22 protein-coding genes are annotated in these 20,862 nt (G+C 57.4%); 3 read left to right on the forward strand and 19 right to left on the reverse strand.

The features are described from left to right. Positions 1-14 precede the first annotated feature (14 nt). The 18 genes from ACYQ6M_RS14815 to flgB all read right to left on the reverse strand — a co-directional run bounded on the left by ACYQ6M_RS14815 (position 15) and on the right by flgB (position 15,931). The gene (locus ACYQ6M_RS14815) at positions 15-1,289 is read right to left on the reverse strand and encodes a flagellar hook protein FlgE (RefSeq protein WP_022998510.1); all 1,275 of its coding nucleotides are present in this window, start codon (positions 1,287-1,289) and stop codon (positions 15-17) included. A 169-nt stretch (positions 1,290-1,458) separates the two neighbouring features. Continuing rightward, a complete protein-coding gene (locus tag ACYQ6M_RS14820) occupies positions 1,459-2,034 on the reverse strand; it encodes a transglycosylase SLT domain-containing protein (RefSeq protein ID WP_062488687.1) in 576 nt (191 codons plus the stop codon). Beyond that, positions 1,988-3,277, reverse strand: a complete 1,290-nt coding sequence (locus ACYQ6M_RS14825; protein WP_460074453.1) for a flagellar hook-length control protein FliK — start codon at positions 3,275-3,277, stop codon at positions 1,988-1,990. Before ACYQ6M_RS14825 ends, ACYQ6M_RS14820 begins: the two co-directional genes overlap by 47 nt. Then, positions 3,267-4,502, reverse strand: a complete 1,236-nt coding sequence (locus ACYQ6M_RS14830; protein WP_447238153.1) for a chemotaxis protein — start codon at positions 4,500-4,502, stop codon at positions 3,267-3,269. Before ACYQ6M_RS14830 ends, ACYQ6M_RS14825 begins: the two co-directional genes overlap by 11 nt. Further along, positions 4,502-5,998, reverse strand: a complete 1,497-nt coding sequence (locus ACYQ6M_RS14835) for a MotB family protein (protein WP_460074454.1) — start codon at positions 5,996-5,998, stop codon at positions 4,502-4,504. The genes ACYQ6M_RS14830 and ACYQ6M_RS14835 overlap by 1 nt, the downstream gene beginning before the upstream one ends. Then, the gene (locus ACYQ6M_RS14840; RefSeq protein ID WP_055654457.1) at positions 5,998-6,636 is read right to left on the reverse strand and encodes a hypothetical protein; all 639 of its coding nucleotides are present in this window, start codon (positions 6,634-6,636) and stop codon (positions 5,998-6,000) included. The genes ACYQ6M_RS14835 and ACYQ6M_RS14840 overlap by 1 nt, the downstream gene beginning before the upstream one ends. Continuing rightward, positions 6,636-8,282 (reverse strand): flagellar basal-body MS-ring/collar protein FliF, encoded by a 1,647-nt coding sequence (fliF, locus tag ACYQ6M_RS14845; protein ID WP_460074455.1) that lies wholly within the window; start codon positions 8,280-8,282, stop codon positions 6,636-6,638. The genes ACYQ6M_RS14840 and fliF overlap by 1 nt, the downstream gene beginning before the upstream one ends. Positions 8,283-8,449: 167 nt before the next feature. Further along, the gene (locus tag ACYQ6M_RS14850) at positions 8,450-9,352 is read right to left on the reverse strand and encodes a flagellin N-terminal helical domain-containing protein (RefSeq protein WP_031268437.1); all 903 of its coding nucleotides are present in this window, start codon (positions 9,350-9,352) and stop codon (positions 8,450-8,452) included. Between the two features lie 307 nt (positions 9,353-9,659). After that, entirely contained in the window at positions 9,660-10,403 is a 744-nt protein-coding gene (fliP, locus tag ACYQ6M_RS14855; protein WP_460074456.1) for a flagellar type III secretion system pore protein FliP, read from the reverse strand. After that, on the reverse strand, positions 10,400-10,900 hold the full coding sequence (locus ACYQ6M_RS14860; protein ID WP_055654461.1) for a flagellar basal body-associated FliL family protein: 501 nt from the start codon (positions 10,898-10,900) through the stop codon (positions 10,400-10,402). Before ACYQ6M_RS14860 ends, fliP begins: the two co-directional genes overlap by 4 nt. Before the next feature lie 30 nt (positions 10,901-10,930). Then, positions 10,931-11,635, reverse strand: coding sequence for a flagellar basal body L-ring protein FlgH (gene flgH / locus ACYQ6M_RS14865; RefSeq protein WP_022998500.1), 705 nt, complete (start codon positions 11,633-11,635; stop codon positions 10,931-10,933). Continuing rightward, complete coding sequence (locus ACYQ6M_RS14870) at positions 11,635-12,177, reverse strand: MotE family protein (RefSeq protein ID WP_055654463.1); 543 nt, start codon at positions 12,175-12,177, stop codon at positions 11,635-11,637. The genes flgH and ACYQ6M_RS14870 overlap by 1 nt, the downstream gene beginning before the upstream one ends. A gap of 192 nt (positions 12,178-12,369) precedes the next feature. After that, positions 12,370-13,476, reverse strand: a complete 1,107-nt coding sequence (flgI, locus tag ACYQ6M_RS14875) for a flagellar basal body P-ring protein FlgI (RefSeq protein WP_055654466.1) — start codon at positions 13,474-13,476, stop codon at positions 12,370-12,372. Between the two features lie 4 nt (positions 13,477-13,480). Continuing rightward, entirely contained in the window at positions 13,481-13,936 is a 456-nt protein-coding gene (gene flgA / locus ACYQ6M_RS14880) for a flagellar basal body P-ring formation chaperone FlgA (protein ID WP_055654468.1), read from the reverse strand. A gap of 13 nt (positions 13,937-13,949) precedes the next feature. Then, positions 13,950-14,738, reverse strand: coding sequence for a flagellar basal-body rod protein FlgG (gene flgG, locus ACYQ6M_RS14885; protein WP_075282136.1), 789 nt, complete (start codon positions 14,736-14,738; stop codon positions 13,950-13,952). A 48-nt stretch (positions 14,739-14,786) separates the two neighbouring features. Further along, a complete protein-coding gene (locus tag ACYQ6M_RS14890) occupies positions 14,787-15,119 on the reverse strand; it encodes a flagellar hook-basal body complex protein FliE (RefSeq protein ID WP_022998495.1) in 333 nt (110 codons plus the stop codon). A 2-nt stretch (positions 15,120-15,121) separates the two neighbouring features. Beyond that, entirely contained in the window at positions 15,122-15,538 is a 417-nt protein-coding gene (flgC, locus tag ACYQ6M_RS14895) for a flagellar basal body rod protein FlgC (protein WP_022998494.1), read from the reverse strand. 12 nt (positions 15,539-15,550) lie between these two features. Then, positions 15,551-15,931 (reverse strand): flagellar basal body rod protein FlgB, encoded by a 381-nt coding sequence (gene flgB, locus ACYQ6M_RS14900; RefSeq protein ID WP_022998493.1) that lies wholly within the window; start codon positions 15,929-15,931, stop codon positions 15,551-15,553. A gap of 748 nt (positions 15,932-16,679) precedes the next feature. On the opposite strand from flgB, the gene ACYQ6M_RS14905 reads away from it, so the two are divergent. The 3 genes from ACYQ6M_RS14905 to ACYQ6M_RS14915 all read left to right on the forward strand — a co-directional run bounded on the left by ACYQ6M_RS14905 (position 16,680) and on the right by ACYQ6M_RS14915 (position 19,399). Further along, positions 16,680-17,048 (forward strand): PilZ domain-containing protein, encoded by a 369-nt coding sequence (locus ACYQ6M_RS14905; RefSeq protein WP_228930302.1) that lies wholly within the window; start codon positions 16,680-16,682, stop codon positions 17,046-17,048. Between the two features lie 244 nt (positions 17,049-17,292). Further along, positions 17,293-18,051 carry a FadR/GntR family transcriptional regulator gene (locus ACYQ6M_RS14910; RefSeq protein ID WP_022998491.1) on the forward strand — a complete coding sequence of 253 codons (759 nt, stop codon included), beginning with the start codon at positions 17,293-17,295 and terminating at the stop codon, positions 18,049-18,051. A gap of 196 nt (positions 18,052-18,247) precedes the next feature. After that, positions 18,248-19,399 (forward strand): fumarylacetoacetate hydrolase family protein, encoded by a 1,152-nt coding sequence (locus ACYQ6M_RS14915; RefSeq protein ID WP_460074457.1) that lies wholly within the window; start codon positions 18,248-18,250, stop codon positions 19,397-19,399. Between the two features lie 59 nt (positions 19,400-19,458). On the opposite strand, the gene fumC is transcribed toward ACYQ6M_RS14915, so the two are convergent. Beyond that, the gene (gene fumC / locus ACYQ6M_RS14920) at positions 19,459-20,844 is read right to left on the reverse strand and encodes a class II fumarate hydratase (RefSeq protein ID WP_022998489.1); all 1,386 of its coding nucleotides are present in this window, start codon (positions 20,842-20,844) and stop codon (positions 19,459-19,461) included. Positions 20,845-20,862: the final 18 nt, after the last annotated feature.

The following is a 20,862-nucleotide window of genomic DNA, read 5'->3' on the forward strand; positions in this document are numbered from 1 at the left end:
GCGGGTGAGCCTTGTTAGCGGACCAGGTTGACGAGCTGCTCGAGCAGGTCGGAACCGGCCTTGAACACCTGGGAATTGGCCGTGTAGGTACGCTGGGATTCGATCATTGAGGTGAGCTCGTTGCCGAGATCGACGTTGGAGTCCTCAAGACCACCAACCTTGATGCTGCCCAGGCCGCCCTCCCCCGCGAAACCGACCCGGACATCACCGGAATCGAAGGACGTGCTGTAGACGTTGCCGGATTTGTTGGAGAGCCTGTCCGGGCTCGGTACATCCGCCAGCGGGATCTTGTAGATCGCCCGGCGGTCACCGTTGGTGTAGATGGCAAACAGAGTGCCGTCGTCGGAGAATTCGACGTTCTTCACCGCACTCGGTGCGTTCCCGTCCGCATCAACGTTGGTGACCGTGAAATCAGCATTCAGGTAGGTCGACTGATCAAGGTCCAGGTCGAAGGTGCCACCATTGGGAACCGCGATATTGATTGCGGTCGCACTGGCACCGGTGAGATTGCCTGTGGTGACGTCGAAGGTCAGCGTCTGGGTATTCAATGCCGGAGCAGTATAGGGAAACCCGCCGCCGGGTGCGGCATCTGCCGCGTTGTAGATCGAGACTTCCCAGTCACTGTCTGCAGCCGTTTCCGTGACCTTGGAGTAATAGACATCCAATTTCACCTCGTTGCCGAGGTTGTCGTACACGATCATGGACGTCTTGTGGGAATAGCTCGCGGTGGCTGCGTTGGCGGAGGGCAGATCCGCCGCCGGTACAATCGCCGCGTCTTCACTCACGTTCACGCGCAGAAACGCTTCGCTGGTGGGAGTGGCTTCCAGCTGGTTCTGGGTGATGTTGATCCGCTCCAGACCACCAAGACCGTTGGCAACGGTTGTTGGCGCGGTGTTGCCCGTGATCGGATAGCCCTGGAGATAATAGCCGGCCGTATTCAGGAGATAGCCATCTCCATCCGGAACGAAGTGACCGGCGCGGGTCAGAAAGCTTTCACCTGCCTCGTTGCCGACAACGAAGAAGCCGTTGCCATCCACCGCAAGATCAAGCTTCGACGTGGTGAAGCTGATGTTTCCCTGCTTGGAAACCTGGTACTGGGTGTGTGCCTCGACGCCGCCGGAGTTGAACGAGCCAGCCCCTTGCGAAACAACCAGTGAGGAAAATTCCGACTGGGCCCGCTTATAGCCTGTCGTGCTCGAGTTCATAATGTTTTCGGCAACTGTGCCGAGCTTGCTCGACTGTGCGTTCATGCCGGAAACGCCGGTTCGCATAACTCCGAAAAGGCCCATGACAGGTCTCCTGTGTCCAAATCAACTGGAGACAGTCAAACCGACCTAACTTGCGCGAAGCTGTTGCGAGAAAATAATTATTCTTTCCATTCAGATACTTAATTATGTAAAAATTTATCTATCAAACAAAACGAAAGCACCGGGCAAGCTGTCCGGTGCTTTTGAGAGATCAGGCGCCGCAGAATTGCTTGGACTGCTGTGTCCAGTTTCCAAAACCGGAAGCAACCATGTTGCGGATCACCGTGCAGACATACCGTTTTTGCGCGGGATCATTGTTCGGCCCCGCGTGATAGCGGGCTACAGCCATCGTCCAGGATCCCTGGCGCCGCCTCAGGTCCTTCAGGAACCTTGCCGCATATTGCACATTTGCACGTGGTTCCAGCATCTGATCCACCGAACGGAACTGGTCACCGTGATAGTGATGGTTGATCTGCATGCAGCCGATGTCGATCAGCTTCTTGCCGTGTTGTTGTGCATCAATCACATCCTGCTTCGCGGCTTGCCGGCTGGGAGGAAACACGGACTTTCCCTCGATATTGAGGGCATAGGGGTACAGCGAATTGCGCCGCCCGGTTTCCGTCAGCCCGACCGCATAAAGCACGCCGAGCGGCACGTTGTACTTTCGCGCTGCCGAGATCATCTCGCGTTCGCAAACGTTCTGGGTCTCGGCAGCCGCAGGCACGCTAACGGCGAGAGCACTAAAGATAGATGCCGTCAGAAAGGCTGATGTCAGAACCTTCCTCATGACCTATTCCTCTTGTTGTTTCAGAAGCCTGATACGCGTCTTCTCTGGAGTTTTGGCCCGGACGCCCATTCTGCTGTCCGGCACCGTTGCCGGAACTCTGCGGTTGGCCGTCAAACGGGTTACCGCCACCAGCGCCACTCTGGTTCTGGTTCTGGGCCTGAGGGCCTGAAGCGTTGCTTCCCGCCTGGACCTGGATCCGATCGTCTCCGGCCTGGATCGTGATGGCATCAGCCTTGACCCCGGTCGCCCTGAGCATCTGATCGAGCAGTTGCCGGTCTTGCTTCAGGAGTTCCGCAGTTTGCGCCCTGCTCGTTACAAGCGACACTTCCACTGTATCACCGACCATCCTGAGAGACACTTTCACGGTGCCGAGCTCATGTGGCGTGAGCTGGATATCCAGTGTTTTCAGAACAGGGCCTTCCGCCTTGGCAGTTATGCCACCGTCAAGTGATGCGGAGCTGGAAGCCATATCCTTTACCGCAGCGGCGATCTGGTCACCTACCTGTTGCGCGGGGGAGAGTCGCATATTCGGTGCAAAGTGGGTTTCCTGGCGCAGAACCTTGACGGTGCCCGCCGCTTCGTCCGGCAACATGGACCGGCCAATAGCCCCACGTCCCTCGCCGTCGGAAATTGCCTCCGGTTCGACGCCGAACTGCGCGAAGAGCGAAGACGTTCCGGTCTGTGCAGGTCCATCGGGATCGCCAACCGGCATGCCGTTGGCCTGCCCTTGCAGGAGCGTAGGCATAGGGGCCGCGCCAGACTGAGGCTGCGACGAGGGAACCTGACCGGTTTTTCCAGCCAGCATCGCATTTAGCGACAATCCAACATGCGCTGCCGAACTCTGCAACATGGTTTCGGCTTTCGGGTCCGTTTGTCCCTCGGCCGCACCATCCAGGCCTTCGCCATCCTTCGCCTTGCGTGACAGTGCGTTCTGGGAAGCCTGACGCAGGGCGTCGACAAGATTGCTGGTCGAAAATGCCGCCGAACCTGCCGCCTGCTCCTTGCCGGAACCGGTCTTGCCGTTGGCATCGCCCGTAGCCCCGTCTGCCTGATCAGATGTTTCAGACCCGGGTTTTCCTGCCGCATCTTCGGCGGCATCGCCTTTTTTCATGTTCTGCATCACGGCCTGGAATGCAGCCGCGGCTTCTTTGGAAGAGGTTTGCCCGCGCTCGCCCGTTCCAGCGTCCGTCGACTTGCCGGACTTCGGCGCAGTCGGAACGAATGCCTGAGTGTTAACGCTCATCCTGTTCTCCCAATTGAGCGAGGGACTTTCCCGTCCGGCGCAACAGAACATTCGCAAGTTCCATGTCCGCGCTGACCCAGCTTTGATCTTCAGGAGCGTCCATATTGGTCGCGACGTTGAATTCGCCGATCACGTTGGGCGGCGGCTCCGGAAAATGCCGGACCGAGTTGAGCACGGTGTAGACGCCGTCAAGCATCGCCAGGTCCTGCGCAGTCAGGATCGACTTGTCAATCGACCACAACAGGTCTCGGTTGGCTGTAATGAACTCCGGGTCGAGACGGGTTGCCGCCAGGTAGATCTTCAGGATTTCGTTTTCCTTGGTGCCGTCGACGGTTAGCGTCAGCGCTTCTCCCGTTGCCTTTCGCGCGACATTCAGATGGCCTGCCAGCAAGGCGGAACGGGCCAGCCGAAGATAAAGACCGCGCCTGCTGTCGGCATCGAATTCGTGCAGCACGTCATCCAGGAGCGCGAACTTGTCCTCGCTTTTGACAAATCCGAGCGTGTCCAGTGACAGGGCAAATCGCCTGCGAAAATCACCGGCGTAAACCGACGTGCGGAACCGGCGAAGATATCGGATGCTGAGAACTCGAAAGCGATCGACATTGCCGGTCATCCCAGCGACGAAGACTTCCCGGCGAAGAGCAGCTTCCTCGACGAGTGTTCCAGGCATCAGTAGGCTGGCGACCTGAAGCAGTTCCATCGCCTTTTCTGGATCCGTGCGGATGTAGGGTGCAGCCTTTACCAGTGCGACATGCCCCCCCAGGCTTGCCGGCAGTTCCAGCGGATCAATCTCCGCCAGAAGAACGATCATGTCCTCTTCCCTGCCTTCGACATAGGCAAGCGACGCTTCCATGAGTTTGCGGTCGACAGCGGGGGCCGGATCGAGCGACAAGAGATACCGCATTACGTCTGGATGTCCGCCACTCAGAAGATGGATGACGGCCGCCCGGGCGTTGCGCGGTTCCTGCCACGCATCGGCTGGCAACACGACGAAACTTGCGTCCATCTTTGTCAGCAAGGCTCGCTGCGCCTGCATCGCATGGCTGTTGCCCTGTGCGATCTGCTCCTGCAAGGACTGCAGCGACCGGATCATTTCAAATGGTTCCGGATCCGAAGTCTGCTTGCCAACCTGCTGCGCCCAGCCTGCCGACACCCAGAAGACGGCCGCCATCAAGCCAAGGAGCAGACCTTTGAAGCAGGGGATCCTTATGGAGAGGCAGCGCATTACCGAGCCCCTTCCAGCAAGTAGATCTCAATCCGCCTGTTGGAGGCAGCTAGAGGATCGGACGGAACTTTCAGATCCTGATCGGCGTAGCCTTCGACCCGGTTGAACCTGTCCTTGCCGACACCTCCGCGAGTGAGCATGTAGAGAGCCATGTGAGCGCGTGCCGACGACAAGCGCCAGTTGTCATAGGTCTTGCTTTTGAAAGGGCGCGCGTCCGTATGACCCTTGATGACTATCTGCCCCGGAGTTTCGGCAACCACCTTGCCAATCCGTTCAAGCAGTTTGACGAGTTCCGGGCGTGGCTCGGCAGACCCGATGGCGAACATACCGAAGTTCTGGTCATCGGTAAGGCTGATCAAGGCTCCCTCACCTTCTCTCGTCACCGTAATCTGACTGGCGGTTTCCTCAAGAGCAGTCCCTTCAGTCTGGGCAAGGACTTCCGAAAGACGGGCGACCAGTACCTCGGCACTGCTTTCCGTGAAGTCTTCTTCGTAAGTGCCCTCACCGTCTCCGGTACCAATGACCGTTTCTGTCTGGACTTCAGAGATCACCTCGGCTGAAGACGTCTCAAGCGACTTGCCAAGCACATGAGCGACGACCTGATCCGTCGTATCCCCGTTGTCGGGAAGTGCGCCGTTGCCGACAAATTCAAAGGACGTCGTTCCGGATTGTTCCGCCATGTAGTCCCCGTTGCTAGGCCCATTTCCAGGGGCAGCGTTTCCGTTTTGCCGGGTAATGCCGGTCTCAGGTTGCGTGCCATCTTCAAACGGCGCAGCAAAGGCGAATTCACCGGCCAGAGCCTGGGTAGAAGGCGCGGAACCATCGCCCGGCAAACTTACGTCAGGAGCTGCCTCGGCACTGGCGACACCTCGGCCAGGACGGAACTGCCAGAACATCGGATCAAAGGGATCCCGATAGGCCTGCCCACCCTGGACGCCTTCGTTTTTCTGAAGACCTGTGCCGATACCCTTTGGGTTGTCCTCCCGCACATCGGCGACACGGATTTTCTGCGAAAGGGTGTCGAGTACGGCATAGGGATCCGTGAAAAGAATCGATTCCGAATGGGTCTGGGTAAACTGCCCAGAGGCCGGTGCCCCACCCATCTCCGGTGTCTCGACCACCTCCTCCAGCCTGTGTCCCTTGTCCAGGCCATCACCGAAGTTCTCATCCTGATCGACCGGCGCATCAGACCCACCCAATTTGCCGGTGAAAAGCTTGGTGCCGGCTTCGTTGGTATCGCCGTTGATCTCCGGATCGTTCAGGCCCTTGCGGTTCGGAGCCGTGGAGGCAAGTTTGACCGGGTTGAAATACTGCGCAACGCCGCGACGCACGCTGTCGTCGGTCACGTTGATCAGCCACATGACCAGAAAAAAGGCCATCAATGCGGTCATGAAATCCGCGTAGGCAATCTTCCAGACGCCATGTGGCAGCTGATCGTCTTCCCAGCCGTTCTTGCGCCGGACAATTACGATTTCATTCGGGACGCCGTCCAACATCAGTCTGCCTCCCCTTTCAAGGCTTCAAGCTGGCCGAGCCATTGTCCGAGCCGTGTTTCAATGGTTGTCTCGTCAAGCAGAGCCACCAGTTCGACCTGATCAGCATGCTGAACGTCGATCCGGTCTCTCAAGGCCGGCAACTGCTCCAGCACTCGGCTGACCAGAGTTTCCGGTCCGCGCAGCCTGATCATTTTGCCCTCCGTTTCCTCGGTCAGTTGCCGAAGATTGCCGGCAAAGGCATCGACCAGCTGGTCGACGATCTGCTCTGTCAGGAAAGGTTGAAGAAGCTTGGAAAGCGAATAGGAGATCCGCTGCTCCATAACATTGAGGAAGCCTTCGATAGAGGCGCTCACGTTGGCCGATTCACGCATGTCGAACCGGTCACGCTCGTCTTTGAGCTGCCTTGCGTGCTCTTCGCGCTCCTGTTCCAGGATGGCCTGAAAATGAGCCATCGTGCGGTCACTGCCTTCCGCCAGGCCGCGCTCGTATTCGGCCTGGAGCTGTTCTTCCAGGCTGGGTTCGGGCACAGCTTCCTCGCAAGGCTCCAGAACGTCCACGAGAGCGGGGTCGAATGCACCGAAGGACTTGAATCTGGAGGCGGACAGGACGGGAATATGGGAAGCGATTGAGGTGGTCATTAGATGCGCTCCGATTCATAGAGCCACTGGCGCAGGATCGCGGCAGACTGTTCCTCGTTGAACTCCAGCAAGGATTCCAGCTTCCGGAGCGCAGACTTGTTGCGCCGGCTGTTGAGGTCCTGCAGCATGTCGGAATGATCCGGCGGCATCAGGAAGGTCTGATCCCCGTCGACTGCTTCTGCAGTCCCTTCCGCAGCTTCCGGCAGCATTCCGAGTTCGGCCATTTCGACCTGCGGCTTGGCCATTTGCGGCACCAGGGCAGCCACGGCAGGCCGCAGACCGAACCAGATCACCAGCATCGACACGGTCAGGATTGCGAGCGCATTGATGATGTTGCCGGACTGGCGCATCAGATACTCGGTGATGCTGATCGGCGGGATCGGCTCCATGGCCCGGCCGCCGTCAATGAAGTCGACGACCGCAACCTTGACCAGGTCTCCCCGTTCTTTTTCAATCCCCGCAGAAGAAGCAACTAGTGCTTCGATTTCCGTCAGCTGTTCATCCAGCTGAGCCTGGGTCGGTTCGCCGCCAAGAGACTGTGCAAGACGGGACTTATCAACCAGAACCGCAATGGACAGACGGTCGACACGATAGCCATCCTGAGACGTCTCGATGCGTTTGGAGGAGATCTCGTAATTGACGGTTTCCTCGCGCCGCTCGTTTTCTTCGCTGGAACGCTCACCGTTGTCCGCGGACACATCCTCTTCAGGAAGGTTCTGCTCGACCGTTGTAGGTGCCGAGACGCTGGAATTCTGAGCGTTCTCGTTTTCGCGAATGGTCCGGATGGATCGCTCGGTCCGTGAGTCCGGATCGAAAATCGTCTCGGCAATCGTCTTGCGGTCCGTGTTTAGTTCCGCGGCGACACTGACCTCGAAGTTGTCCAGGCCAAGATATGGCGTCAGGGTCTTACGAATGTTTTCCTGGATCCGGCTGCTGACAGCCGTCTCAAGGCTGGCAAGCTGGCCTGCGGAGGCCTTGGTCGGATCCTGGCCGGCCGCCAGGATACCACCGGACGTGTCGAGCACTGTAACCTTGTCGGCTTGCATGCCCGGAACACCGGCTGCAACCAGGTGGCGGATGGCATCGGCGGTGCGCACATCGTCTGGCACATCGGAACGGATGACGACAGATGCCGACGGCGGCTGCTGATCGCGCCTGAAAGATCCTTTCTCTGGCAACACGATATGAACGCGCGCTGCCCGGATCCCCTTCATGAGCTGGATGGTTCGGGCAAGCTCACCTTCAAGCGCTCGCACCCTGGTCACTTCCTGCATGAAGGAGGTCAACCCAAGCGACCCCAACTCGTCGAAGAGCTCGTAGCCGGAGTTGGCTCCACGCGGGAGACCCTTTTCGGCCAGAAGCATGCGCGCCTTGGCTGTCTGCGCATGACTCACCATGACGGCGGAGCCTTCCGAATTGATGTCGAAAGGAATGCCGGCGTCCCGCAGCGCGGAACCGATGCGAGTGACGTCTTCACCGTCGAGACCCGTATAGAGGACGGTCTGTTCCGGTCGGCTCAAGTAATATGCTCCCGCGCCGACGGTCGCGATTGTGGCGAGCCCGATCAAGGCGAGCGCGACAAGTCTGCGCACTCCCAGTTCCATCAGGTTTGCCCATAGTTTTTCGGCGTGTTCACGGCCCGGCATGCATAACCCCTTCATGCACGTAACGTTCTGTTTGACCCACTATCGGAACTGGACCTTGCGCGAGCCTGTCACCCGGGCCTGAAGACGGAAATTCTGGACACAAAAAAACCGCGCCCCGAAGGGCGCGGTCCTCTTGCCTGGAAATCCGGTCAGATGAACTGGTTGGATTAACGGAACAGGGACAGAATGTTCTGCGAACCCTGGTTGGCGATCGACAGAGCCTGGATTCCGAGCTGCTGCTGAGTCTGCAGAGCCTGGAGGCGGGTCGATTCTTTGTTCATGTCAGCATCCACGAGCTGGCCGACACCACGGTCGATCGAGTCGATCAGAGCGGACACGAAGTCCTTCTGCAGATCAACGCGCTTCTTGGTGGAACCGAGCAGGGTTGCGGAGTCTGTGATGAGGCCCAGAGCTTCGTCGACATCCGAGATCATGCCTTCCAGAGTGGTCAGGTCGGCAGCGCTGTCCGTCAGAGCGGAGATGTCGATGGTGTCGACAACGTTACCGTTCGTCAGAGCACGATCAAGGATACCGGTACCACCACCAGTGGTGTCATAGAGCTGGGTAGCGGTGATATCAACCGTGGTCGTCAGAACGGAAACCGCACCACCGACGCGGGTGAAGGAGCTGACGATTTCTTTCGACGTAACGGTGGTCACGTCGGAAGACAGCCAGTTTTCACCGTTGAAAACAGCGGATTCGGCAGTCGACTTAAGCTGGTTCTGCAGTTCGTTGATGTCGGACTGGATCTTGCCGCGGTCGACACCCGGAGTACGGGCAGCAACAAGCTTGGCTTTGATTTCGTTCATGACATCAACAGTGCTGTCCATAGCAGTGTACATGACGTCGACGGTCGCAGCACCCAGACCCAGAGAGTCTTCAACGGCGCTAAGAGCCATGTTGTCAGAACGCATGGTGGTTGCGATGGACCAGTAGGCAGCGTTGTCTTCCGCGCCGGCAACGCGATAACCGGTGGAGATGCGGTTCTGCGTCTCTGCCAGGTTGGCGCTGGTGTTCCGCAGAGTCTGCAGAGCGGTCATTGCGGAAGCGTTCGTCATCAAGCTAGACATGATATGTCCCTTCAATGTGTCAGTGTGTACTGGATTGGATTGGGACATGCCGGGTTTGCACCGGCACAGCAGGAGCAGCGTCATGCTTTTGAACCGTGGGTAGTTTGGGGTTCAACCTGCTGTGAAAATGACCCTAGCGGCTCAATCTTGCGTGAAGCTTACGTCGATACGGGCAATTTGATCTTTTTCGAATTTCTCCAAGACCTAATCTTGGATCAAAAGATATAGTCGCGCGCGACCTTATCGCCAAAAACAAAAAAGCGGAGCCTTTCGACCCCGCCCTTTTGCGCCCCGACGCCCCCGTCGGTTACAAGAATGATCGCACAAGACTACCGACCAGAAGGTTCCATCCGTCGATCAAAACAAAGAACAACGCCTTGAAAGGCAACGATATGACTGTTGGTGGCAACATCATCATACCCATGGACATGGTGATCGTTGCGACGATCATATCGATCACGAGAAAAGGCAATGCGATCAAAAATCCGATTTCGAAACCCCGGCGCAACTCGGAAATCATGAAAGCCGGGATCAAGACACGCAGTTCAACTTCCTCTGCAGAGGCCGCTTCGTTTTCTGTCACGCGGCCGGCCGCAAGATCATCAAAGAGAACGAGATCTTCCTCGCGCACTTGGCTGAGCATGAAGTCCCGGAAGGGCGTTGTAATCCGCACATAGGCCTCTTCCTCGGAGATCTCGTTGTTCATCAGAGGCTGAACACCCTGCTCCCAGGCTTTGTCGAAGGTTGGAGCCATGACGTAAAAAGTCATGAAGAGGGCCAGCGAAATGAGGATCAGGTTACCCGGTGTTGTTTGAAGACCGATACCGGACCTCAGGAACGAGAAAGCGATCACGAAACGGGTGAAGCTTGTCACCATGATCAGGATGCCCGGAGCCAGAGAAAGCACAGTCAAGAGTGCAATCATTTGGATGATACGGCCGCTGGCACTGCCCTCTCCTGCAGGTAGCAACGCAGAAAGATCCGGCACCTGGGCAGCCGCAGCCCCCGTCATCGCGACCAGTACAAGGCCGGCAACAAAAAGACGGCTCATTGAATAACCACCGATTCCAGAATGACTTCGTTCACCTGACCTTTGGTGCGTGTCTGAGCGCGCTCGGTGAGATCTTCGCGAAGATGCTGCAAACCGATACCACCTTCCAGATGAGAGAGCGTAAGCGTGCGCATGTAGCCGAGAAAATCGTCCTCGACCTTTTTCTTGAGCACGCCAACATCACCGTCCGGATCGTCTTCCAGAAGAATTGACGCCTGCAACCTGATCCAGGCGTCTTGCGGCGACGCCAGGTTTGTCACGAGCGGTTCAAGCGTCTGCAGACGTGTCGAAGGCGAAAACGGCAGCGTTTCGGTGAAGCTCTGTTGTTGGCGAAGCCGGCCATGAACTTCCTCTTCCGTATAGTCCGCAACATATTTTGCAAGGCCCGCTCCAGCGCCACCGCCAATCAGCGTCAGGAGCACCAACGCCGCGACGAAACCGGAGCTGCGCTGATTTTCCCGCGCCCCCTCAAAAGGAACTTCAATGATATTAGGCATTTGGGTCTTTCCGGTACTTTCAGGAAGGGCTCAGAAGGGCGTCACGATGTCGTAGATCTGCTGCCCCCAGGCCGGTTGCTGAACCTCGGTGATCCTGCCACGGCCACCATAGGAGACCCGCGCTTCGGCAATCTTGTCGTAAGGAATTGTGTTGTTGGCCTGGATGTCCCGCGGACGTACGATCCCGGCGATTTGCAGGATGCGCATCTCGAAGTTGACGCGCATTTCCTGCGAGCCGGAGATCACCAGGTTGCCGTTCGGCAGGCGGTCCGTGACCACGGCCGCAACGGACAGCTGGATTTCTTCCGACCGATCGATGGAGCCGGAACCCGCGGAACCGGAGCCGGAATCAACGCCAAGATTGCCGCTGCCGCCATGCCCGATGCCATCCCAGTCGTAATCCATGGTGCCGCCCCAGCCGATATCGGAAGTGCGGCGGCGATCCGAACTGTTGTCCATGTTCGCGCGGTCATTGATCTGGATGGTCACGGTCAGCACATCACCGACCTTCTTCGCACGCGGGTCTGCAAAGAAATTGTCGCGACCGCTGGCCCACAAGGAGTTGTAATCCTTGACCGTGCCCTGCCCGAAAGTACTCAGCGGATAAGCTGCCGGCTGTTGAACGGCAAGGCCGTACCCGACCGGAGACATCTCCGGTGCGCGGCCAACGTCTTCCAGTTGCCCGGCACAGCCGGTCAGCATCGCAGCTCCTAGGGAGATCACAAAAGCGCGCATCAGAAACTCCGTTGTATTTCGGGATGGGTCAGGCCCATCATCGATTGGGTCAGCTGGGCAGCACGGGAAGGTTCCATCTCGTCGAGAATGCTGCTGGCAACACGGGCCTTCAGTTTCAGGAGAACGCCAACAGCGGCTTCCTCGTCGGTCGTCTGCAGCTGCGCCGCAGCTGCTTCCGGACGCATGCGCCCGATAATGGAGACGACCTGATCCTCGACTTCGTTGAGAAGGTCTTCGCGCCGCTCGACCCATTTTTCGAATTCGCGCTCTTTGCGCTGCAATTCTTCAATCCTGTCCCGGAGACTTGCCTCCAGGCTGATCAGTTTCCAGGTCTGCCACTTGATGCGCGCATCCGAAGCCGCTTCGGCGATGTTCTTGCAATAGAGCTCGCTGTCCTGTGGCGGTACGGGCGCAATCGCGCTTTCGCGTGCCTGCGGCTTCTGACGCGGCGCCTGGGCAATGGCCTGGCCGCCGAATGTGAGCGAAACTGCCGCAAGCACCAGAAGCGTGAATGTGCGGCCGCGATCCAAATGTCGTGGCATAAGGCCTTCCCTTGTGCAGAACCTCTTTGACCGCACAATCGGAGATCGAGCTTGCGTGAGGCTGTCGCAAAAAAAACGCCGCTTCAAAAAGCGGCGTTTCAGAATTGCTCTCATGAAGGAGACGTCCCCGCGCCTTCAGGGGTCAGACCACATGAGTGTTGATTTCCCTGTTGGGCTAGGAGCAGGTCTGACTTATTGCACCACGAGTTCCGCCTGCAGCGCGCCGGCTGTCTTGATCGCCTGAAGGATGGCGATGATACCAGTTGGTCGCAGACCGATCCGGTTGAGACCCCGCACCAGTGTGGGCAGGTCCGTTCCACCGACGACAGCCAGTTGACCACCGCTTTCCTGAGCATCGACATATGTTCGTGGCACGACCACTGTCTGGCCATTCAGCGAAAACGGCGACGGCTGCGAAACCTCGGGTGCTTCCGATATACGAACCGTCAGATTGCCATGGGTAATCGCAACGGTCGAAATCTGCACATCCTTGCCTATGACCACAGTCCCTGTTCGCTCATCGATCACGACCTTCGCAATCTGGTCAGGCGTCACCCGAATAGCCTCGATTTCAGCGATGAACCGCGTGACACTGATGTTTTGCGGAGGCGTGAGTACCACGGTGCGATAGTCTCGCTCCTTGGCCACCTTGATGCCGTATCGCTCCCTGGTGAACTGATTGATCGCATCGGCAATACGCACTGCGGTGCGGAAATCCGGATTGGAAAGTTCGAGAACCAGATTGGGTATTTGCGAAAACTTAGCCGGCAAATCTCTTTCGATGAGACCACCGTTTGGAACCCGACCGACGGTCGGTATCCCCTGGGTCAGGCTTTCCGCCTGCCCCAGCTCCGAGAAACCGGATACTGCAACCGGACCCTGCGCAACCGCGTAGATTTGCCCGTCAGCTCCCAGCAAAGGGGTAGCGATGAGAGTACCCCCGGCAAGTGACGTCGCATCGCCAAGCGAGGACACACTTACGTCGATCGTCGATCCCTGACCGATAAAAGACGGCATTTCGGCGGTCACGACAACGGCTGCTACGTTACGCGTCCGCAGCCGCGCATCGCGTACGTTCACCCCCAGACTGTCGAGCATCGATTGCAGCGATTGCTCCGTGAATGGGGAATTGCGCAACGTGTCGCCGGATCCTTTCAGACCGATAACGAGGCCATAGCCGACAAGCTGGTTGTCGCGCACCCCTTGCAGACTTGCGATGTCCTTGATCCGCACCATAGACATTGCCGACACCGGCAAGGCCAACAGTGCAGCCAGAACAAAAACGAGTAACCGGGTCATAAAATCAGTTCTCCACACGTATGGTGCCGTCTTCTTGAACCCGCCCGGAAACAACCAGACCGCTATCGACATTGCGTACGCGTACGAAGTTGCCGGCTCCGCCGTTCTGAAGAGCTTCCACCTGCATGATGATCACCAGCCCCTGCTCACGGAAAACCAGTCGCGCCGGCTCACCACGACGAACAAGGACCGGCTTTTCGACCGAATTGATCGGTACCGGCTGTCCTGGAAGCAACGTACGCCGTGCAACCATGCCAACCAGTTGGCCCCTGTTGGTAGACACCGCGAATTGCTGCGCTGTCCGCGTTGGAAACGATCGTTCGATCAGATCCTGGTGAGTGATTTCGGTTCCAGCCGGTATGGTCTGGCGCGGAACCGGCAGATCTATGCCTCCGGCTGCTTTCGCTGCCCCGGTGCTGAAGATCATGACCAGCACCAGGAAAAGGGATCGGATCGTCATCACCTTCTCCCTGTTAGCGAATGCCGTTGGTGACGGTACCCGCCATCTCGTCGGCGGCTTTCATGACCTTGGAGTTCATTTCATAGCCGCGCTGAGCGCTGATCAAGGCTGTGATTTCCTTTACCGGATCAACGTTGGAGCTTTCCAGATACCCTTGGCGAACCACTCCGAAACCCGGATCACCCGCAACACCGGTAACAGGCGTGCCAGAGGCCTCGGTTTCACGGAAAAGGTTGCCACCCACTGGTTCCAGACCGACATCGTTGGCAAAATTGGAAAGCGTCAGTTGTCCGAGTTCACGAGGCGTCATCTCGCCATCGACCTTGGCATAGACCTGACCCGATTCATTGACGACAACTTCAATGGTTTCTTCCGGAATGATGATCGCCGGTTCGACGGCATAGCCGTCAATGGTCACCAGTCTGCCGTCGGCATTCTTGTTGAACGAACCGGCTCGGGTAAACAGTGTTTCGTCATCAGGACCGGTAATTTCGAACCATCCCCGCCCGTCGAGCGCAACATCGAACTGGTTGCCGGTGTTGGTCAGCGAGCCTTGGGCATGGAGTTTGCGGATCCCGGCGGTACGAACGCCCAGACCAAGCTGAGCACCTTCCGGCACAGGGTCTTCACCACCCCGGTTAGGCACGCCCTGCAGGCGCTCGGCCTGATAGAGAAGGTCTGAGAATTCCGCCTGCGAACGTTTGAAGGACGTGGTGTTCATATTGGCGATGTTGTTGGCGACCACTTCGACATTCGTCTGCTGGGCGCTCATGCCGGTCGCGGCGATAGCAAGGGCTTTCATGGATTTTCTCCTGGTAATTACAATCGCTTATCGAGGCCAAGTCTTCGATCAGATCGACATGCGGCTGATTTCCTGATAGGCGCTCACGACCTTGTCGCGGATGGCAATTGCGGTCTGGAGGGTCGATTCAGCAGCCATTACGGCCTCGACCACCTGCTGTACCGAAGCCTGTCCGTCGACACCTGCAATCGATACGGCCTCGCCTTGCTTGATCTTGTCGATCGCATCGGTCGAAACTTTCGCCATCGCATCGGAGAAACTGGTTTCGCCCACGGCGCCCGTGCCGCCAAGATCCGGCGTGCTCGCCGTGTACCTGGTGGTGGAGGCTGCTTTCAGGACGCCGTCTGTCGACGATGTCAGCGCGGAGATTTCATTGATCATGATCAGTTCCTCAACAGGTCAATGTTGCGCATGACCATCTCGCGGGCCTGCGTCATGACTTTCAGATTGGCTTCGTAAGAACGGTTGGTTTCGCGCATATCGGCCAGTTCAAGCAGCGTGTTGACATTCGGCATTTTGACGTAGCCGTTCTCGTCCGCCGCCGGATGGCCGGGGTCGTATTCCACCGCGAACTCGGCTTTGTCCTTGCCGATGTCCTTCACGGACACCAGGTTGGCCTGGACGGCGCGGTTGAATTCACTTTCGAACGTGATGGTCTTGCGCCGATAGGGATCATCGCCGGCTGCTTCGCCGGTAGAGCGGGCGTTGGCGAGGTTTTCGGACACAACTCTCAACCGCTCCGACTGCGCTCTGAGACCGGCGCCGGAAATCTGCAAGGTTGCGGAAAGCGGATCAGACATGATTGTTTTCCTTTAGGATTTCACTGTGGAGAGGTACATGCGGTGAAAGGACTTCGCGATACTGGCGTTCAACGAATGATCGCGTGCGACCTCTCCTGCCTTCATGAGTTCCTGTTCCAGACTGACGGAGTTACCGGAATGCGTGACCGTCCAGCTGTCCGCCTTTTCGACATCGGACTTGCGCGCGGCTTCCATGGTCTGACCAAGATGGCCGTCATGGGTTGCGGTCATGGCAAGCTGGGTCTTGCTGATCACGGTTGTGAACGGTTCCAGGTCCTTGGAGCGGAAGCCTGGCGTATTGGCGTTGGCAATGTTTTCGGCAATGGTCGCCTGGCGGACGGACAGCCAGTCATTGCTATTCGAAACGAGTTTGGTCAGGAACACAGGTTCCATAGAAGACCTCCTATCAGCTCAGGTTGCCCCAAGGGATAGTCAGCCAAGCTTGCCCGAAACTGTTCGACCGTGATGATTTGGCAGTGTTCCTTCCCGGACGCCTGCGACGCAAGTTTCACGCAATCTTCGGTGTGCATGCATTACCGGTGCGGGCGCCCCTGCCCTTTCAGTAATCGGTATTTGGGAGAAGCGTATGAAACGTCTGCAGCCGCCGACCTGCGCAAGGAAAGCAGCCAGACCCTCGGTCCAACTATTCATATGTCGCACCTTCACGATGCACCGTGTCCAGCTCGCGAAGGCCGGGCTCCTGCAGGCTGCAATCGCTGCTTCAGTTGCCTGCCTGGCTCCAGAAGCCTCAGCCCAGATCACGAACTGCGACGCCTACGCAAGAGCCTACGCAGATGCGCATATCAACCCGGATCAATCGGACATGCCGATCGTCGACGGCGCGATGGAGGGAGCCGTTGCAGGTGGCGCCTGGGAAGGCCTAAGTGGAGCACGCAGGGGTGCATTGACGGGCGGTGCACTTGCCGTGCTGGACAACCTTGGCAGTACACCGGCTGGATGGCGCGGTTTGTATGATCTTGCATATCGCCTTTGCCGGAACGCACAATCACCAGTAACACACCGCCCCTCTACGCTGGGAGATCCCAGCTATCGGCCCGCACTCCCCGATTCCAGCAGACCAGAGCCGTTAAGGCCAACGGGACCGCTCGCCCCATCAAGACCCAACAACTGAGGTTGTGCCATGTTTTCATTTCTGTCTTCGAAACGGGCCTCCATTGCCGCAGCAATTCAGCGTCGCCTGCATCCGCGCCAACGCACAAGATTGCGCCCCGCGAAACTTGCGAGTCTGGACAATGAATTTATTTGCGATTGCACGATCAGGGACATTTCCGATGGAGGTGTCCGTCTCGTGCTGAACGAGGTTACCGACCTGCCGGAAGAGTTCTATGTCTTCGATGCCGTCCCCAAAACCGTTGCCGAAGTGCAGCTGCGCTGGCGCGACGGACTGGCCGCCGGAGTTGTCTATTTAGTTCCACCTGCAAGTATCCGGCACTTCAAGAACACCGGCGTCAGAAAACTTGCACAAAGGCTTTATGCTCTGGATGGCTAGGTCCCGAGTAATTGTCCTACAAATTTCAAAAGCAGCGAATTCATTTCCTTGCCTGAATGGTCAATAATTCAAACAGCAGCGACATAAAGAGACTCCAGAAGCGACGTATTAGCTTTGCAAAACGTCGTGGCAACTCATTAAATCTAGTATTTTATAAAATTCGCTTGTAAAACATGCGCAGGACACAACGCCGGTCTCGCCGATCAAGTTCGATTGGAAAGACCCGACTGCCTGAGTCTGTTGAATGGATAATAAAAAGCGTAATTTCTTCGAACTTCCGGACAAGGTCCTCACATCCCTGCCGACGGGGGCAGTCAAAGATACGGTCGAACATCTCGGTAGAAAGATTGCGCGGGGAGAATATCCGACAGGCGCGATCCTTCCGCGTGAGGACGAACTTGTCGACAGCCTCGGTGTTTCGCGAACTGTTGTCCGAGAAGCCATCAAGGTGCTTTGCGGCAAAGGGCTCGTTCGAACGGCACGCAGATATGGGTCTCGGGTCTGCCCCTTTGACGACTGGAACCTTCTCGATCCGGACGTCATTCGCTGGCATGACCCAAGAAGTCCGCAAACTGCGAGAATTTATGCGGAAGCAACCGACCTCAGACTGATTTTCGAGCCGGAGGCCGCCGCCCTGGCAGCCGTCAACGCAAGCCGGGAGCAACGCGACACCATTCTTGCGGCCGCGCGTGCCATACATCCTCTGGATGGTCAGGAAAGCATGATCGGCGCCGACTACATGTTCCATGCCACGATCCTGCAGGCCAGTGGCAATCAGATGCTTTCCCAGCTCCAGAATCTGATCTACGCGGTCATGCTCTTTTCCTATGCCGCCTCACAACGAACCCCTCCGGAAGAAAAGATTGCGCGTCGCAATCACGTCGGCGTTGCTGAAGCGATCGATTCCGGAGACGCAGAACTGGCGCGTGGACGCATGAAAGACATGCTGGTGCAAAACAAGGCCATGGCGGACAAGCTGGTCGCTTCGACCCTCCAGGAGTGACCTGGTTGCCGGCAAACCTGTTGGTCTGTCTGGCAAACAGAGAGAGACACCGGTAATTTCCTGACCAGATACCCACTCTCTCTAGCGCACCTATGGAATGGCGCCTGCGTTTCCACATTTGTTGGACAACTGAGAATTTTCCCAGCAGACTAGGGAAAACCAACAATGATGGCCTAACGGCCAACCTGGGAACGCCATGAAATTCTATTCAGAAACCGAATTGTCCTCCGGCACATTTTTGGGCCGTGTCTGGCGACCCGATGTCAAGGGTCCTGCCGTCGTCACACTGCGAGAAAACCGCGTTTTCGACATCACGTCCGCAGCCGCCCCCACCGTTCGGGATATTTGCGAACTAACGGAACCGGCTGCCTATGTTGCCGCAGCTAAAGGAGAAGATCTTGGCACTCTGGATGAAATCGCGGCTGGTACCTGCAGCGATATCGCCAACCTGCATTTTCTGGCTCCCTGCGATCTACAGGCAGTGAAGGCATGTGGCGTGACCTTCGCAAATTCCATGGTCGAACGCGTGATCGAGGAGAAAGCGGCAGGAGATCCTCAAAAGGCCGAAGCCATCCGGGCACGGGTAGGTGCAACCATCGGCGACAGCCTGCGGAACCTGCGAGCCGGATCCGAAGAAGCCGCCAAGGTCAAACAAGCGCTTATCTCCGAGGGCCTCTGGAGCCAATACCTGGAAGTCGGCATCGGCCCGGATGCCGAGGTCTTTTCCAAGGCGCAGGTTCTTTCCTCCGTCGGCACCGGAGCCGACGTCGGACTGCACCCGGTGTCCAGCTGGAACAACCCAGAGCCGGAAGTGGTTCTGACAGTCTCCTCAAAGGGTGTGATTGTTGGCGCGACGCTAGGAAACGATGTCAATCTACGTGATGTCGAGGGCCGTTCGGCTCTGCTCTTGTCCAAGGCAAAGGACAACAATGCATCCTGTGCCATCGGACCGATGATCCGACTATTCGACCAGGGATATTCATTGGATGACGTTCGACTGGCAGAGCTGGACCTGACGGTGGAGGGAACGGACGGCTTCATCCTGAAGGGGAGATCTTCGATGAAGGAAATCAGTCGGGACCCTGTGGATCTGGTCCGGCAAACCCTGGGCCGCCACCATCAGTATCCCGACGGGATCATGCTGTTTCTCGGTACCCTCTTCGCACCGACGCAGGACCGGGACGTTGCCGGAGAAGGTTTCACTCACAAACTGGGCGACGTCGTTACAATCGAAAGTCCGGGCCTCGGTCGATTGAGCAACACGGTCCGGCTTTCGACCGAATGTCCGGAATGGACATTCGGCATAAGCTCCCTCATGCGCAATCTCGCGCAAAGGGGTCTCTTGTAGTCGTACGCCGAATTGCCCAGCGCGTCACGAAGGCGCTCATCAGGAAACTTTCGGCCGACCTAAAGCGACGGTTGGACCATCTTCGCCGGATCAACAACCCGGTCGAATTCCTCCGCACTGACGAATTCAAGGTCAAGGCACGCCTGCTTCAAGGTCAGATCATGCTCAAACGCATGGTGTGCGGCATGACTGGCCTTGTCATATCCGATCACCGGACTTAGCGCTGTCACAAGCATCAGGGATTGATCCAGAAACTCCCTGATGCGCTTCTCGTTCGGCTCCATGCCTTCCACCAGGAAAAGTGAGAAGTTGGTGCAACCGTCGCCCATGATCTTTACCGACTGCAGGATCGCATTGATCATCAGCGGCTTGTAGACATTCATCTCCAGGTAGCCACTGGCGCCACCTATCCCGACGACGACGTCATTGCCCATCACCTGTGCCGCAACCATCGCCAGTGCCTCGCACTGCGTCGGGTTGACCTTGCCTGGCATGATCGAAGAGCCGGGCTCGTTTGCCGGAATTTTCAACTCAAAGAAACCGCAGCGGGGCCCACAGGACAAGAGGCGGATATCGTTTGCGATCTTGAACAAGGACACTGAAAGTGTCTTCAAGGCTCCGCTCAACATGACGAGAGCATCATGCGCCCCCTGAACAGCAAACTTGTTCGGAGCCGTATAAAACGGCAAGTCCGTCAATTCCGCGATCCGGGTGGCAGACAACTCCGCAAAAAGGGGATGAGCGTTGATGCCCGTCCCGACTGCGGTTCCGCCCAGCGCTAGTCCATAGACATCCTTTAGGGCAAAACTGATGCGCTCAATGTCCTGACGCAGCATTTCCGCATAGCCGGAAAACTCCTGACCAAGCGTCAACGGCGTGGCGTCCTGCATATGCGTTCTGCCGATCTTTATGATGTCGTCCCAGGCGTCGGCTTTGTCTTGCAGGCTCTTGTGGAGCATCTGCACGCCGGGCAAGAGGCGATGTGTCACCTGGAGTGCAGCGGCCATGTGCATTGCTGCGGGAAAGCTGTCATTGGACGATTGAGACAGGTTCACGTGATCGTTCGGATGAACCGGATCCTTTGACCCCAGCACACCACCGGCAAGGGCAATGGCGCGATTGGAGATCACTTCGTTCACGTTCATGTTGGTTTGTGTTCCGCTGCCGGTCATCCACACGTGCAACGGAAAATGGTCGTCAAGTTTTCCATCAATAACTTCGTCGGCTGCCTGGACAATCAACCGCGCAAGATCTGCATCCAGCAACCCCAGCTCTTCGTTTGCAAGGGCCGCTGCCTTCTTCAAAACGCCATAAGCGTGGACAAGCTCTATCGGCATCAGGTCGCTACCGATGGAAAAATACTTCAAGGAGCGCTGTGTCTGTGCCCCCCAGTATTTGTCCTCCGGCACGTCTATTTCGCCGATGCTGTCGCTTTCAGTACGCATATGCGCCTCCTCGTGAGT

It is taken from the genome of Roseibium sp. ROS1 (assembly GCF_054658215.1).

Bases quoted from the DNA above. Each gene is read 5' to 3' on its own strand.
- ACYQ6M_RS14815 (WP_022998510.1), bottom strand. From the start codon at position 1,289: ATGGGCCTTTTCGGAGTTATGCGAACCGGCGTTTCCGGCATGAACGCA.
- ACYQ6M_RS14820 (WP_062488687.1), bottom strand. From the start codon at position 2,034: ATGAGGAAGGTTCTGACATCAGCCTTTCTGACGGCATCTATCTTTAGT.
- ACYQ6M_RS14825 (WP_460074453.1), bottom strand. From the start codon at position 3,277: ATGAGCGTTAACACTCAGGCATTCGTTCCGACTGCGCCGAAGTCCGGC.
- ACYQ6M_RS14830 (WP_447238153.1), bottom strand. From the start codon at position 4,502: ATGCGCTGCCTCTCCATAAGGATCCCCTGCTTCAAAGGTCTGCTCCTT.
- ACYQ6M_RS14835 (WP_460074454.1), bottom strand. From the start codon at position 5,998: ATGTTGGACGGCGTCCCGAATGAAATCGTAATTGTCCGGCGCAAGAAC.
- ACYQ6M_RS14840 (WP_055654457.1), bottom strand. From the start codon at position 6,636: ATGACCACCTCAATCGCTTCCCATATTCCCGTCCTGTCCGCCTCCAGA.
- fliF (WP_460074455.1), bottom strand. From the start codon at position 8,282: ATGCCGGGCCGTGAACACGCCGAAAAACTATGGGCAAACCTGATGGAA.
- ACYQ6M_RS14850 (WP_031268437.1), bottom strand. From the start codon at position 9,352: ATGTCTAGCTTGATGACGAACGCTTCCGCAATGACCGCTCTGCAGACT.
- fliP (WP_460074456.1), bottom strand. From the start codon at position 10,403: ATGAGCCGTCTTTTTGTTGCCGGCCTTGTACTGGTCGCGATGACGGGG.
- ACYQ6M_RS14860 (WP_055654461.1), bottom strand. From the start codon at position 10,900: ATGCCTAATATCATTGAAGTTCCTTTTGAGGGGGCGCGGGAAAATCAG.
- flgH (WP_022998500.1), bottom strand. From the start codon at position 11,635: ATGCGCGCTTTTGTGATCTCCCTAGGAGCTGCGATGCTGACCGGCTGT.
- ACYQ6M_RS14870 (WP_055654463.1), bottom strand. From the start codon at position 12,177: ATGCCACGACATTTGGATCGCGGCCGCACATTCACGCTTCTGGTGCTT.
- flgI (WP_055654466.1), bottom strand. From the start codon at position 13,476: ATGACCCGGTTACTCGTTTTTGTTCTGGCTGCACTGTTGGCCTTGCCG.
- flgA (WP_055654468.1), bottom strand. From the start codon at position 13,936: ATGACGATCCGATCCCTTTTCCTGGTGCTGGTCATGATCTTCAGCACC.
- flgG (WP_075282136.1), bottom strand. From the start codon at position 14,738: ATGAAAGCCCTTGCTATCGCCGCGACCGGCATGAGCGCCCAGCAGACG.
- ACYQ6M_RS14890 (WP_022998495.1), bottom strand. From the start codon at position 15,119: ATGATCAATGAAATCTCCGCGCTGACATCGTCGACAGACGGCGTCCTG.
- flgC (WP_022998494.1), bottom strand. From the start codon at position 15,538: ATGTCTGATCCGCTTTCCGCAACCTTGCAGATTTCCGGCGCCGGTCTC.
- flgB (WP_022998493.1), bottom strand. From the start codon at position 15,931: ATGGAACCTGTGTTCCTGACCAAACTCGTTTCGAATAGCAATGACTGG.
- ACYQ6M_RS14905 (WP_228930302.1), top strand. From the start codon at position 16,680: ATGTTTTCATTTCTGTCTTCGAAACGGGCCTCCATTGCCGCAGCAATT.
- ACYQ6M_RS14910 (WP_022998491.1), top strand. From the start codon at position 17,293: ATGGATAATAAAAAGCGTAATTTCTTCGAACTTCCGGACAAGGTCCTC.
- ACYQ6M_RS14915 (WP_460074457.1), top strand. From the start codon at position 18,248: ATGAAATTCTATTCAGAAACCGAATTGTCCTCCGGCACATTTTTGGGC.
- fumC (WP_022998489.1), bottom strand. From the start codon at position 20,844: ATGCGTACTGAAAGCGACAGCATCGGCGAAATAGACGTGCCGGAGGAC.